At 69.3% G+C, this 12,737-nt stretch carries 14 protein-coding genes; 6 read left to right on the top strand and 8 right to left on the bottom strand.

Going from position 1 to position 12,737, the window contains the following annotated elements; translation table 11 throughout:
• Nucleotides 1-33: 33 nt before the first annotated feature.
• The 5 genes from AC1D2E_RS26355 to hda form a co-directional block, all read right to left on the bottom strand.
• Nucleotides 34-1,044 (bottom strand): inorganic phosphate transporter, encoded by a 1,011-nt coding sequence (locus tag AC1D2E_RS26355; RefSeq protein ID WP_478200137.1) that lies wholly within the window; start codon nucleotides 1,042-1,044, stop codon nucleotides 34-36.
• A 16-nt stretch (nucleotides 1,045-1,060) separates the two neighbouring features.
• On the bottom strand, nucleotides 1,061-1,705 hold the full coding sequence (locus tag AC1D2E_RS26360; protein ID WP_478114687.1) for a DUF47 domain-containing protein: 645 nt from the start codon (nucleotides 1,703-1,705) through the stop codon (nucleotides 1,061-1,063).
• A 94-nt stretch (nucleotides 1,706-1,799) separates the two neighbouring features.
• Nucleotides 1,800-2,258, bottom strand: coding sequence for a 2-amino-4-hydroxy-6-hydroxymethyldihydropteridine diphosphokinase (gene folK / locus AC1D2E_RS26365; protein WP_478200138.1), 459 nt, complete (start codon nucleotides 2,256-2,258; stop codon nucleotides 1,800-1,802).
• Nucleotides 2,259-2,283: 25 nt separating this feature from the next.
• On the bottom strand, nucleotides 2,284-3,870 hold the full coding sequence (gene pcnB / locus AC1D2E_RS26370) for a polynucleotide adenylyltransferase PcnB (protein WP_478200139.1): 1,587 nt from the start codon (nucleotides 3,868-3,870) through the stop codon (nucleotides 2,284-2,286).
• Between the two features lie 18 nt (nucleotides 3,871-3,888).
• Nucleotides 3,889-4,575 (bottom strand): DnaA regulatory inactivator Hda, encoded by a 687-nt coding sequence (gene hda, locus AC1D2E_RS26375; RefSeq protein ID WP_478177174.1) that lies wholly within the window; start codon nucleotides 4,573-4,575, stop codon nucleotides 3,889-3,891.
• Between the two features lie 207 nt (nucleotides 4,576-4,782).
• On the opposite strand from hda, the gene purM reads away from it, so the two are divergent.
• From purM to AC1D2E_RS26400, 5 genes are all read left to right on the top strand, one after another.
• A complete protein-coding gene (gene purM / locus AC1D2E_RS26380) occupies nucleotides 4,783-5,823 on the top strand; it encodes a phosphoribosylformylglycinamidine cyclo-ligase (RefSeq protein WP_478200140.1) in 1,041 nt (346 codons plus the stop codon).
• Nucleotides 5,824-5,837: 14 nt separating this feature from the next.
• Nucleotides 5,838-6,896 (top strand): AI-2E family transporter, encoded by a 1,059-nt coding sequence (locus AC1D2E_RS26385; RefSeq protein WP_478200141.1) that lies wholly within the window; start codon nucleotides 5,838-5,840, stop codon nucleotides 6,894-6,896.
• Between the two features lie 111 nt (nucleotides 6,897-7,007).
• Entirely contained in the window at nucleotides 7,008-7,577 is a 570-nt protein-coding gene (locus AC1D2E_RS26390) for an isochorismatase family protein (protein ID WP_478200142.1), read from the top strand.
• Nucleotides 7,578-7,582: 5 nt separating this feature from the next.
• Nucleotides 7,583-8,194 (top strand): DJ-1/PfpI family protein, encoded by a 612-nt coding sequence (locus AC1D2E_RS26395; RefSeq protein ID WP_478200146.1) that lies wholly within the window; start codon nucleotides 7,583-7,585, stop codon nucleotides 8,192-8,194.
• Nucleotides 8,179-9,162 (top strand): GlxA family transcriptional regulator, encoded by a 984-nt coding sequence (locus AC1D2E_RS26400; protein WP_478200143.1) that lies wholly within the window; start codon nucleotides 8,179-8,181, stop codon nucleotides 9,160-9,162. Before AC1D2E_RS26395 ends, AC1D2E_RS26400 begins: the two co-directional genes overlap by 16 nt.
• Here the strand turns inward: AC1D2E_RS26400 and AC1D2E_RS26405 are convergent.
• From AC1D2E_RS26405 to murJ, 3 genes are read right to left on the bottom strand one after another with little or no spacing between them, the layout of a single operon-like run.
• On the bottom strand, nucleotides 9,153-9,572 hold the full coding sequence (locus tag AC1D2E_RS26405) for a bleomycin resistance protein (RefSeq protein ID WP_478200144.1): 420 nt from the start codon (nucleotides 9,570-9,572) through the stop codon (nucleotides 9,153-9,155). The two genes, AC1D2E_RS26400 and AC1D2E_RS26405, sit on opposite strands and share 10 nt — an antisense overlap.
• Entirely contained in the window at nucleotides 9,572-10,423 is an 852-nt protein-coding gene (locus AC1D2E_RS26410) for a SirB1 family protein (protein WP_478177168.1), read from the bottom strand. The genes AC1D2E_RS26405 and AC1D2E_RS26410 overlap by 1 nt, the downstream gene beginning before the upstream one ends.
• Nucleotides 10,424-10,471: 48 nt before the next feature.
• A complete protein-coding gene (murJ, locus tag AC1D2E_RS26415; protein WP_478200145.1) occupies nucleotides 10,472-12,037 on the bottom strand; it encodes a murein biosynthesis integral membrane protein MurJ in 1,566 nt (521 codons plus the stop codon).
• Between the two features lie 118 nt (nucleotides 12,038-12,155).
• On the opposite strand from murJ, the gene rpsT reads away from it, so the two are divergent.
• On the top strand, nucleotides 12,156-12,473 hold the full coding sequence (rpsT, locus tag AC1D2E_RS26420) for a 30S ribosomal protein S20 (protein ID WP_286368432.1): 318 nt from the start codon (nucleotides 12,156-12,158) through the stop codon (nucleotides 12,471-12,473).
• Nucleotides 12,474-12,737 lie beyond the last annotated feature (264 nt).

Consider the following 12,737-nt stretch of genomic DNA (forward strand, 5'->3'; position numbering starts at 1 on the left):
CTATCGACCTCGAGGCAGGTCTACCGCGGTCCGTCAGAAAACCTGCAATCCGACCCAATAGGCGATCGCCGCAACGAACGCCGACGCGGGGATCGTCAGCACCCAGGCCCAGACGATGTTGCCGGCCACGCCCCAGCGCACCGCGCTGGCGCGCTGCACCGAACCGACGCCGACGATCGCGCCGGTGATGGTGTGGGTAGTCGACACCGGGATGCCCAGCGCGGTGGCCAGGAACAGCGTCAGCGCGCCGCCGGTTTCGGCGCAGAAGCCGCCGACCGGCTTCAGCTTGGTGATCCTCTGCCCCATGGTCTTGACGATGCGCCAGCCGCCGAACATGGTGCCCAGCGCGATCGCGGTATAGCAGCTCACGATGGTCCAGGTCGGCGGCGAGGGGGCGTCGGCGGCGGCGTAGCCGGTGGCGATCAGCAGCATCCAGATGATGCCGATGGTCTTCTGCGCGTCGTTGCCGCCATGGCCCAGGCTGTAGGCGCCGGCCGAGGCCAGCTGCAGCCGCCGGAACCAGCGGTCGACGCGCGACGGCGTCGCCCGCCGAAAGCCCCAGGCGACCACCACCATCATCAGCGAGCCGAGCAGGAAGCCCAGCAGCGGCGAGACGAAGATGAAGGCCACCGTCTTCCAGATGCCGGAAGCCACCAGCGCGCCCGAGCCGGCCTTGGCGATCACCGCGCCGACGATGCCGCCGATCAGCGCGTGCGACGAGCTGCTCGGGATGCCGTAGTACCAGGTGACGAAGTTCCAGCTGATGGCGCCGATCAGGGCGCCGAACACCACGTGGACATCGACCACGTCCGGCTGGGCAATGCCCTTGCCGATGGTCGCCGCCACGCTCAGGTGGAAGACGAAGATCGCGACCAGATTGAAGAACGCCGCGAACACCACCGCCTGTCCGGGCTTGAGCACGCCGGTCGACACCACGGTGGCGATCGAGTTCGCCGCATCGTGGAAGCCGTTCATGAAATCGAAGGCAATGGCCAGCGCGACCAGCACCACCACCACCCAGAGGGCGACCTGAACCGTTGCCATTCGAAAGCCCGCTGAATCAGGAGTTCTCGAGGACGATGCCCTCGATGACGTTGGCGACGTCCTCGCACTTGTCGGTGATGGTCTCGAGCAGCTCGTAGATGGCCTTGAGCTTGATCACCTCGCGGACATCGGGCTCCTCGCGGAACAGCTTGCTCATGGCGCTGCGCATCACGCGGTCGGCATCGGACTCGAGCCGATCGATCTCCTCGCAGGTCTTCAGCGTCGCCTCGGCCGTGGCCGGATCGGCAATCTTCGAGAGGAACTTGACCGCGTCCTTGACCCGCTCGCAGCACTTCACGCTGAGCATGGTGAGGCGGGTGATCTCCTCGGTCATGTGGCGCACGTCGTACAGCGCCATGGTCTCGGCCGAGTCCTGGATCAGGTCGGCGACGTCGTCCATGGTGTTGATCAGCTTGTGGATCTGCTCGCGGTCGATCGGCGTGATGAAGGTCTTGTGGATCAGCCGGTTGACGTCATGCGTGACCCGGTCGGCCGCCCGCTCCGCGTTGTCGACATCGCGGTTGTATTGCTCCCGCAGGTGCAGGTCGTTGTAGTTGGCCACGAGATGCTCGAAGGCGCGCGCGGCTTCGACGATGCGGTCGGCATGCTGATTGAACATCTCGAAAAAATTCCCCTCGCGGGGCAGCAGCTTGCCGAACATGGCGCTCTCCTGGGTTCTGGGCCGTCACGAGCACATGCCCGTGACGCCATCGTGAAAAACCGCGCAAGTGTAATGGGCGGGCTGGCAACGGCTCTCAGAGCCGCTCGATCCGCTGCTCCGCCACCTGTGCGAGTTGAAGGGACGTGACCTGCTCCGGGGCGATTTCCGCCAGCGGCAACAGGACGAAGGCGCGCTCGGCCATCCGCGGATGCGGCAGGCGCAGGCGCGGGGTGTCGAGCACCGCGTCGCCATGGCGCAGCAGGTCGAGATCGAGGGTGCGCGGGGCATTGCGGTAGGGCCGCTCGCGGCCGGCACCCGTTTCGAGGCGCTGCAGTTCGGCCAGCAGCGCGTTCGGGTCGAGCTCGGTCCGGAGTTCCACCACCGCGTTGACGAAGTCGGGGCCGCCGGCATCCACCGGCGCGCTGCGGTACAGGGAGGAACGGGCGCTGACGCGGGTCTGCGGCACCCGATCGAGATCGTCCATGGCCCGAAGCACCGTGTCGCGCGCGTCGCCGAGATTGGCGCCGATCGCGACGAACGCACGGAAAGTCATGCAAGCCCCCCGCCCGGCGCTGCAATCATTCGGCCGCGACGCTGCCCGCCTCGCCGGCACCACCGCTGCGCGGCTTGCGCCGGCGGCGGCGCTTGCGCGGCGCATCGGAGGCCTCGCCGTCCGGCGGCGGGGCGCCATCGGCCTCCTCGCCCGGACCGCTCGCGCGGCGTTCGGAAGGCGCCTGGACCGGCGGCCGCGCGGGCACCCGCTGGCGGGTCTTCTTGTGCTGCTCGTCGCGCACCTGGTCCATCAGGTCCTGGCGGCGAATGTCGTCGGCGGTGCTGAACTCCTGCCACCACTCGGCGATCGCCTCGCCGACCTCGCCGACATCGGCCCTGAGGCGCATGAAGTCGAAGGCGGCGCGGAAGCGCGCCTGCTCGACCAGGCTGTGCGGCGTCGAGCCGCTTCGCTTGTCGAAACGCGGCTGCATCATCCAGATCTCGCGCATGTCGGCGGCCAGCTTGCCGCGGCCCGAGACATCGCCGATGCGGGCGTTGAAGACATCGTCGATCGCATCCTGCAGCGCCGGGAACGGGGCCTGCGGCCGCTGGCCGTGCCGGCCCTCCTGGCGCTGGGCCCAGCCGTCGCGCACGTCGGCCCACAGCACGCAGGCCAGCAGGAAGCTCGGCGCCACCGGCTTGCCCTCGCCGACCCGGCGGTCGGTGTCCTGCAGCGCCGCGTTCACGAAGGGCTGTTCGGCGCGCTCGACCACGACGTCGAGCAGCGGATAGATGCCGGTCGCGAGGCCGAGCTTGCGCAGCTGCGCCACCGTGGCGACCGCGTGGCCGGTCTGCAGCAGCTTGAGCATCTCGTCGAACAGGCGGCTCTGCGGCACGTCGGCCAGCAGCCGGCTCGACTCGATCAGCGGCGCCGCGGTCTTGGGCTCGAGCTTGAAGCCCAGCGCCGCCAGCTTGGCCGAGAAGCGAATCGCGCGAATGATGCGCACCGGATCCTCGCGATAGCGCGTGATCGGGTCGCCGATCATGCGCAGCGTGAGCTTCTTGGCGTCCTTGATGCCGTTGTGATAGTCGACCACGACCTGGCTGGCCGGGTCGTAGTACATCGCGTTGACCGTGAAGTCGCGCCGCGCGGCGTCTTCTTCCTGCGGGCCCCAGACGTTGTCGCGCAGCACCCGGCCGCTGGCGTCCACGGCGTGCTTCATGCCCGCCAGCTCGCCCTTGCTGGTGCGCTCGTTGCCGGCCACCTGCTCGGCGCCGGCGTTGTCCATGTAGGCGCGGAAGGTCGAGACTTCGATCACCTCGTGCTCGCGCCCGCGCCCGTACACCACGTGCACGATGCGAAAGCGCCGGCCGATGATGAAGGCGCGCCGGAACAGGCCCTTGACCTGCTCGGGCGTGGCGTTGGTGGCGACGTCGAAATCCTTCGGCCGCAGGCCCAGCAGCAGGTCGCGCACCGCGCCGCCCACCACGTAGGCCTCGTAACCGGCCTGCTGCAGGGTGGTCACCACGTTCCTCGCGCGCTCGTCGACCAGCGCCGGGTCGATGCCGTGGACCGAGGCGTCCACCTCCTGCCGCTTGCCGAAGCGGGCCTTGCCGCCGGAGCCGGCGGCGCCGGACTTGCCGAGGAGTTTGTCGATGAATTTCTTGATCATTGGAAAGTGGGCTGGGCCCTATTCGTTTTCGAGCATCGACCGGATCAGCGGGATCGTGATCGCGCGCTGGGTCTGCAAGGCATAGCCGTCGAGCTGCGCGAGCAGCTCCATCAGGCTGCCGAGGTCGCGGCTGAAGCGGTGCAGCATGTAGTCGAGCACCTCGTCGGACAGCATCACGCCGCGGTCGTCGGCGGCCTGGCGCAGCACCGCACGGCGTTCCGCCTCGCTCAACACCTGCAAGTGGAACACATGGCCCCAGCCCAGCCGGGTGCGCAGGTCCTCGCGCAGCGGCAGGTCGGCCGGCGGCAGGGCGCCAGCGGCGACCACGCCGCGCTGCAGGCTCTGGGCATTGACGAACCAGTTGAAGGCCGCGTGCTGCTGGACCGCGTTGTAGAGATGGACGTCGTCCAGCAGCACCGCGCCCCAGCGCTCGTCGAACTCGGGCGGGTTGCTGGCCGCCGGGTCGAGCCAGCCGACGCTGGCGCCCTGCTCGCGCAGGGCGCCGCGTACGGCCTCCAGCAGGTGCGTCTTGCCGCTGCCGCCCTCGCCCCAGAGGTAGGTCGGCACCGGCGAATGCAGCGTCGGCGCGCGCGCGTCGCCGACCCACAGTTGCAGGTGCCGCAGCGCCGGCTCGTTCGGCCCGGCAAAGAAGCCCGCCAGCGTCGGGCCGCTGGCGATACCGATGTCGAGCGCGAGCTGCTTCATGCCGAGGCCGCCGGGGGCGGCAGGGAAGGCGCGGACGACGCGAAGAAAGGATTCATGGAGAAATGGCGCAGGACACGAAGTGGCAAGCGGGGGCAGGGTCGATCAGCGCCCTTAAAATCGTGGCGAATTCTATCGGCCCGCCCAGATCGGTTGCCGGCCTCATTGTCCTCCTCCTTCCGCCCTCCCCCTCTTCAGCCCGGCCCGCCCATGAACTCCAACTCCACCACCCCGCTCAGCTACAAGGACGCCGGCGTCGACATCGATGCCGGCGACGCGCTGGTCGACCGCATCAAGCCGCTGGCGAAGAAGACGATGCGTGAGGGCGTTCTCGCCGGCATCGGCGGCTTCGGCGCCCTGTTCGAGGTGCCCAAGCGCTACAAGGAGCCGGTGCTGGTGAGCGGCACCGACGGCGTCGGCACCAAGCTCAAGCTGGCCTTCGAATGGAACATGCACGACACCGTGGGCATCGACCTGGTGGCCATGAGCGTCAACGACGTGCTGGTGCAGGGCGCCGAGCCGCTGTTCTTCCTCGACTACTTCGCCTGCGGCAAGCTCGATGTCGACACCGCCGCGGCGGTGGTCGGCGGCATCGCCCGCGGCTGCGAACTCAGCGGCTGCGCGCTGATCGGCGGCGAGACCGCCGAGATGCCCGGCATGTACCCGGCCGGCGAATACGACCTGGCCGGCTTCGCGGTCGGCGCGGTCGAGAAGTCGAAGATCCTGACCGGCAAGGACGTGAAGCCCGGCGACGTGGTGCTCGGCCTGGCCTCGTCCGGCGTCCATTCCAACGGCTTCAGCCTGGTGCGCAAGGTGATCGAGCGCGCTGTCGACGCCCTGCCCGCGGCCCTGGACGGTCAGCCCTTCCGCCAGGCCGTGATGGCGCCGACCCGGCTCTACGTCAAGCCGGTGCTGGCGGCCCTGGCCCAGCACCCGATCAAGGCGCTGGCCCACATCACCGGCGGCGGCCTGCTCGAGAACATCCCGCGCGTGCTGCCCGAGGGCACTGCGGCCCACCTGAAGAAGGGCAGCTGGCCGCAGACCGAGCTCTTCGCCTGGCTGCAGAAGGTGGCCGGCATCGACGACATCGAAATGAACCGGACCTTCAACAACGGCATCGGCATGGTGGTGGTGGTCGATGCCGCCGAAGCCGCCGCCTGCGCGGCCACGCTGCAGGCCGCCGGCGAGACCGTGTACTCCATCGGCGTGATCGCCGAGCGCGGCACCGGCGCCGCCGTGGTCGTCGCCTGAAGCGCCCCCGCCGCGTGAGCGACACCACCGCCGCTTCGTCGCGCTACGTGGTCACGGCGAGCTACCTGCTCATCGCCGGAGGCTTGCTGCTGATCATGTGGCACGGGCTGCTGCCGGGCCTGCTGTGCGTGTGCATCGGCTTCCTCGGCACGCGCTGGCTGGCGGGCGCGCTCGATCTCGGCCTGCGGCAGCGCCTCAAGATCAGCGCCAACGATCCGGCCTGGCGCGCGGCACCGACGCTGCCGCGGGTGGCGGCGGCGACGCTGGTGATGCTGGCGCCGATCGGCCTTTTGATCCTGGGCTTCGCCGAGGCGCGCGATTTCGTTCTCAACGCCCCCGACCAGTACAAGGAACTGCTCGACTACATCGCGCGCACCGTGCTCGAACTGCGGCTCAAGCTGCCGCGCGACATCGGCGCCTACCTGCCCGAGGGCTCGGCCGAGGTGCAGCGCGTCGTCGCCGGCTACCTGCGCGGGCAGGCGGGTTCGCTGGCACTCACCGGCAGGGCCTGGCTCGGCGGCCTGCTGTTCGCCTATGTCGGCCTGATCGTCGGGTCCCTGGCCGCGGTGGCCATCCGGCCGCCCTCGCACCGGCCGCTGGCGCGCGAACTGCGCGCCCGCATCGTGTTCTTCGGCGAGGCCTTCGGCCAGATCGTGGCGGCGCAGTTCTGGATCGCGGCCTTCAACACCTTCCTGACCGCGATCTTCCTGCTCTTCCTGCTGCCGATGTGGCACATGGATCTGCCCTACACGCCGGCGCTGATCACCCTGACCTTCGTCGCCGGGCTGGTGCCGATCGTCGGCAACCTGATCTGCAACGCGGTCATCACGCTGGTCGGGCTGTCGGTGTCGCCGCTCACCGCGCTGGTTTGCCTGGTCTTCCTGGTCCTGATCCACAAGGCCGAGTACCTGATCAACGCCAAGGTGGTCGGCAGCCGCACGCAGATGGCGGTCTGGGAGCTGCTGGCCGTGATGTTCATCGCCGAGGCGGTGTTCGGGCCGGCCGGGCTGGTGGCGGCGCCGCTGTTCTATGCCTATCTCAAGAAGGAACTGAAGGCGGCCGCGCTGGTCTAGGCTGCTTCATGTCCGAAAGTGATCGATTCCGGTCCGCGGCGGCGCGGACGGATCGACAGAAGCCCAGGAAAATTGCGAGCATCATCCACTTCCAACCCGGAGATGCCGCCCATGGCCAACTGTCTGATAGTGATCGACGTCCAGGAGTCGTTCCGCCACCGCCCGTATTTCGACGAACACGGCCTGCCGACCTACCTGGCGGCGCAGAACGCGCTGATCGAGGGCTTCGCTGCCGCCGGCGCGYCGATCGTCCGCGTCTTCCACAGCGATGGGCCCGCGGTCGCGAGCAATGCCTTCGCGGTCGAGTCCGGCCACGTGCGGCCGCTGGAAGGCCTGGCGCCGTTCGAAGCAGCCGCCACTTTCACCAAGCGCCGCCACAGTGCCCTGGTCGGCACCGGCCTCGACGTCTGGCTGACCCAGAACCACATCGAGCGGCTGGTGGTCAGCGGTATCCGCACCGAGCAATGCTGCGAGACCACCGCGCGCCATGCCTCCGACCTCGGCTGGCAGGTCGACTACGTGACCGAGGCCACGCTGACCTTCGACATGGTGCAGCCTGACGGCCGGCCGCTGTCGGCGGCCGACATCCAGGCGCGCACCGCGACGGTGCTCGACGGCCGCTTCGCCACCGTCTGCAGCGTCGGCCAGGCGCTCGAGCGGCTTGCGGAATCGCGCCGGTGAACGCAATGACCGAAACGCTGCGGGTCGCGATCCTCGCTTTCGACGAGGTCGAGGCGCTGGACCTCGCGGGCCCCTACGAGGTCTTCACGACCGCGGTCCGCATGCATCAGCGCCACGCGGCCGGCGCGCCGCCGCCTTTCGAGGTCTACTGCGTGGGCCGCAGCAGGGCGCCGGTGCGCATGCGCGCCGGCCTCCAGGTGCTGCCGGACCGCAGCTTCGAGGACGCGTCCGCGGTCGACCTGCTGATCGTGCCGGGTGGCGTGGTCGATGCGGCGATGGCCTGCAGCGCGACGCGGGACTGGATAGCCGGCACCAGCCGCACGGCCCGCATCACCGTCTCGGTCTGCACCGGCGCCTTCCTGCTGGCGGCCAGCGGCGTGCTGCAGGGCCGGGAATCCGTGACCACCCACTGGGAAGACATCGACGACCTGCGCCACCGCTTCCCGACGCTCGACGTCCGGGAAGGCGTGCGCTGGGTCGACCAGGGCCGCGTCGTGACCTCGGCCGGCATCAGCGCCGGCATCGACATGAGCCTGCACCTGGTGGCACGGCTGGCCGGCGAGCCGCTGGCGCTGCGCACCGCGCGGCAGATGGACGTCACATGGACCCGGGCGTAATTCCCATCCGGGTGGTCTTCGCGCTGCTGCCGCACAGCCTGGTGCTCGACTGGGCCGGTCCGGCGGAGGCGCTGCGCATTGCCAACCAGTTGCGGGTGGCGGCCGGGCTGCCACCGCGTTTCGAACTCGTATTCGCGGGCCCGGAGCCGGATTCGGCCAGCTCGGTCGGCGTCCGGCTGGCGGGGCTCGAGCCCCTGCCTTCGGACTGGACGGTCCCGACATGGGTGGTGCTGGTCGGCCTGCCGGGCGCCGCCATCGACGTCGATAACGCGCCGGCGCGGGCCCTGCTGCACTGGCTGCGCGGCCTGCGGCTCGAAGCCGGCCGGCTGGAACTGATCACCGTGTGCGCCGGAACGCTGCTCGCGGCCCACGCCGGCCTGCTCGCCGGCCGGCGCGCCACCACGCACCATCATCACCTGGACGAACTGCAAGCGGTCGAGCCGTGCTGCGACGTCGTCGCCAACCGGGTCTTCGTGCTCGACGCGCCGCTCTACAGCAGCGCCGGCGTGACCACCGGCATCGACCTGATGCTGCACCGCATCGGCCAGGCCTGCGGCGAAACCCTGGCGGCGCGGGTGGCGCAGACCCTGGTGGTCGCGATGCGGCGCGGCCCGCAGGACCCCGAACTGTCGCCCTTCCTGGCCTACCGGAACCACCTGCACGCGGCATTGCACCGGGTGCAGGACGCGGTCAGCGAGGAGCCGCAGGCCAACTGGACCGTGCCGCGCATGGCCGAGGTCGCCCGCACCTCGCCGCGGCACCTGACGCGGCTGTTCGACGCGCACGCCGGCGTGGCGCCGCTGGCCTACCTGCGCCGGCTGCGGCTCGCCACGGCGCAGCTGGCATTGCAATCGGGCGCCAACGTCACGCGCGCGGCAGAACTCTCGGGTTTCGGCAGCGACACCCAGCTGCGCCGCGCCTGGCATCAGTTCGGCCTGGCAGGCTCCCCCTCGGACGGTCAGAGGTAGCCGCAAAAACGCAGAACGTGGCCGTCGGGCTCCTTGATCGCGAACTCGCGCAGGCCCCAAGGCTGCGAGATCGGCGGTTCGACCACGTGGACGCCGCGCTTCACGTAGGCCGCGTGCAGCCCATCGATGTCCTGCCCGACATGGATCACGATCTCGCCGCGCCACGGACTCGCCTCGCGCCGCCCACATTGCCACAGCCGCAGGTAGACCGGATCGCCGTACGTGCGGTCGCCCTTCCTGACCCGCGCATAGCTCGGCGGCTCGCCGGCGATGAAGTCGAGCTCGAAGCCCAGCACGTCGCAGAAATAGCGCGCGGCCCGCGCCGCATCGGCCACTGGCAGCACCGGCTGGACCCCGTGGAACTGGTGCAGCGTCCCGAGGTCGGCCGGCGGCACCTTGACCGGCTCCATCAGAATTCAGCCCGGCGCAGCGCGGCGACCCGCTCGGCGATCGCATCGAGGTCGAGTGCGTCCTCGGCATGCGCGAGGTAGGTCTCGAGGTCGCGCACCGCGAGCGCGGCATTGCCCTGCTCGGCATGCGCCAGGCCGCGGTCGCGGTGCTCGCCCCAGGCCTCCGGCAGCAGCGCGACCAGCCGGTCCTGCACCGCGATCGCACGCTGCCAGTCTTCCTGCGCCTGGTGGATCTCCTTCAGGTTGCGCAGCATCCGCGCGATGATCTCGCGCGGCGTCGCCGGCTGCAGATAGAGGCCCAGCGGCACATCGAAGTCGCCGACCAGGCCGTTGCTGCGCTTGTAGGGCTCGAGCCGCTCGCTGAGCTCCTCGCGCGAGAGCGATTTTCCGGTGAAGGGATCGATCACCACCTGCCCCTTCGGCAGCGTGACCTTCAGCATGAAATGACCCGGGAAGCCAACCCCGCGTGCCTGCAGCCCCAAGCCCTGGGCCAGCTCCATCCACAGCACCGCGAGCGAGATCGGGATGCCGCGGCGGGTGCGCAGCACCGCGTTGAGGTAGCTGTTGTCGGGGTCGTAGTAATCGTTGACGTTGCCGCCGAAGCTCAGGTCGTGAAAGAAGAACTGGTTCAGGGAGCGCAGGCGGTGCAACGGCGCCGCGTCGGCCGGCAGGCGCCGCTTGAGGCGCGCCAGCAGCTGGTCGACATCGCCCAGCACCTGCTGGACGTCGAGCTCAGGATACTCGTCCTGGGCCAGGCTGGCGGCCGCCTCGAGCAGCGGAAACTGCTCGTCGCTCTTGACCAGCGATTCGAAGTATTCGAGAGCGGTGGGCGTCGTGAAGCTGAACGTCATGTGACTTTGTAGAGGAGCGGACGGGGACCGTCAAGGCACCCCGGCGGATCAGCGGCGCACGAAGCTGCGAAGCTTCAGGCCGGTCATCGCCAGCACCGCGAAATAGAGCAGCGCGCCGCCGGCCACCAGGGCCGCCAGCAGGCCGATACGAAGCAGGCGCTGGGCCTGCAGGCCGATCCAGTCGAAATGGCGATCGCCCCAGACCAGCAGCAGGCCGAGCACCGCGGAGGCGAGCAGCACCTGGAACACGAACCGGCCCCAGCCCGGCGCCGGCTGGTAGCTGCCGCGGCGGATCAGCCCGACCAGCAGCCACAGCGCATTGACCAGCGCGCCGATGCTGATCGTGAGGGTCAGCGCCGCATGCTGCAGCAGCGGCACCAGCAAGACATTGAGCACCTGGGTCAGCACCAGCACCCCGACCGCGATCAGCATCGGCGTGCGGGTGTCCTGCCTGGCGTAGTAGCCGGGCGCCAGCACCTTGATCGCCACCAGCCCGACCAGCCCGACGCCATAGCCCATCAGCGCCAGGCTGGTGCGCTGCACGTGCAGCGCGGTGAATGCCCCGTTGTGGAACAGCACCGCGACCAGCGGCCGTGCGAAGACCAGCAGCGCCAGCGCGCACGGCACCGACAGCAGCACCACCAGGCGCAGGCCCCAGTCCAGCATCGACGAGTAGCGCGCATCGTCCTTGGCGGCGCGGGCGCTGGCCAGTTGCGGCATCAGCACCACGCCGAGGGCCACGCCCAGCATGGCGGTCGGAAATTCCATCAGGCGGTCGGCGTTGGTGATCCAGCTGACGCTGCCGGTCGCCAGGTGGGAGGCGATCTGGGTGTTGATCAGCAGCGAGATCTGCGCCACGCTGACGCCGATCAGCGCCGGCAGCATCAGCCGCATCACGCGGCGCGTGGTCGGGTCGGTCCAGGCGGCCCGCAACGCGCCGAAACTGGCGCCGATGCGCGGCAGCATGCCCAGCCCGCGCAGGGCCGGGATCTGGATCGCCAGTTGCAGCAGGCCGCCCGCCATCACGCCCACGCACTGGGCGTAGATCGGCTCGATCCCCAGGCGCCGGAACAGCGGCGCGCCGAGCACGATCGCGGCGATCAGCGCCAGGTTCAGCAGCACCGGCGAGGCCGCCGGCACCGCGAACTTGCGCCAGGTGTTGAGGATGCCGCCGGCCAGAGCCACCAGCGACATGAAGCCGATGTAGGGAAACATCCAGCGCGTCATCACCACCGCGGCGTCGAAGCCCTGGGGATTCTGCTGGAGGCCGCTGGCCATGGCCCAGACCATCAGCGGCGCGCCCACGACGCCCAGCGTGCAGACCACCATCAGGGTCCAGGTCAGCAGCGTCCCCACATGGTCGACCAGCGCCTTGGCGCCGGCATCGCCGTGCTCGGTCTTGGAGGCCGCCAGCACCGGCACGAAGGCCTGGCTGAAGGCGCCCTCGCCGAAGACGCGCCGGAACAGGTTCGGGATGCGGAAGGCGACGTAGAAGGCGTCGGTCATCGCGCTGACGCCGAACACCGAGGTCATGAGGACGTCGCGGATCAGGCCGGTCACCCGGGAGGCGAGCGTCAGCAGCGAGACGGTGGAGGCGGATTTGAACAGGGACACGGGGCAGAAGTGTAGGCGCCCGCAGGTCCTCTTTTTGGTGGGTCTGGGCTCTCGGCGCTTCTCGCCTATAATGGAGGGCTTTGCTGCATCATCCCCAGACACACAAGGAACACTGAATATGGCATCCGCCAAGCCCAAGAAGAAGAACCCGCGCCTCGCGTCGGGCCGTAAACGCGTCCGCCAGGACGTCAAGCTCAACGCCGCGAACACCTCGCTGCGCTCCAAGTACCGCACCGCCGTGAAGAATGTCGAAAAGGCCGTGCTGGCCGGCGACAAGACCAAGGCGACGGAAGCCTTCGCGAAGGCCCAGAGCATCGTCGACACGGTCGCCGACAAGGGCATCTTCCACAAGAACAAGGCCGCCCGCGACAAGAGCCGCCTGTCGGCCAAGGTCAAGGCCCTGGCCCTCGCCCCTGAAAAGGCAGTCGCCGCCTGACGTTTTCAGGCAAACAGCCCGGATTGGTTCGCCAGTCCGCCGTTTGATCGGGGTGCGCTGCAGCAAAGTGAAAAACCGCCTTCGGGCGGTTTTTTCATGGGCGCCGCGCTTCAGATCGACGCCTCAATGAACGTATCGCACATCGCTGAAACTGGCGCGGCCAAAGGCCAGGGATACCGCGGAACCGGCTTTGCCGGGCCGCCGGTATCGCCCCCTTGAGGGGCTGAGGTCCGCGGCTCCAAGCCTGCCTGCGCAGGCTTGGAC

The organism is Variovorax sp. P1_H2, from assembly GCF_056405295.1.

Bases quoted from the DNA above. Each gene is read 5' to 3' on its own strand.
- rpsT (WP_286368432.1), top strand. From the start codon at position 12,156: ATGGCATCCGCCAAGCCCAAGAAGAAGAACCCGCGCCTCGCGTCGGGC.
- pcnB (WP_478200139.1), bottom strand. From the start codon at position 3,870: ATGATCAAGAAATTCATCGACAAACTCCTCGGCAAGTCCGGCGCCGCC.
- AC1D2E_RS26395 (WP_478200146.1), top strand. From the start codon at position 7,583: ATGACCGAAACGCTGCGGGTCGCGATCCTCGCTTTCGACGAGGTCGAG.
- folK (WP_478200138.1), bottom strand. From the start codon at position 2,258: ATGACTTTCCGTGCGTTCGTCGCGATCGGCGCCAATCTCGGCGACGCG.
- purM (WP_478200140.1), top strand. From the start codon at position 4,783: ATGAACTCCAACTCCACCACCCCGCTCAGCTACAAGGACGCCGGCGTC.
- hda (WP_478177174.1), bottom strand. From the start codon at position 4,575: ATGAAGCAGCTCGCGCTCGACATCGGTATCGCCAGCGGCCCGACGCTG.
- AC1D2E_RS26355 (WP_478200137.1), bottom strand. From the start codon at position 1,044: ATGGCAACGGTTCAGGTCGCCCTCTGGGTGGTGGTGGTGCTGGTCGCG.
- AC1D2E_RS26360 (WP_478114687.1), bottom strand. From the start codon at position 1,705: ATGTTCGGCAAGCTGCTGCCCCGCGAGGGGAATTTTTTCGAGATGTTC.
- AC1D2E_RS26405 (WP_478200144.1), bottom strand. From the start codon at position 9,572: ATGGAGCCGGTCAAGGTGCCGCCGGCCGACCTCGGGACGCTGCACCAG.
- AC1D2E_RS26410 (WP_478177168.1), bottom strand. From the start codon at position 10,423: ATGACGTTCAGCTTCACGACGCCCACCGCTCTCGAATACTTCGAATCG.
- AC1D2E_RS26400 (WP_478200143.1), top strand. From the start codon at position 8,179: ATGGACCCGGGCGTAATTCCCATCCGGGTGGTCTTCGCGCTGCTGCCG.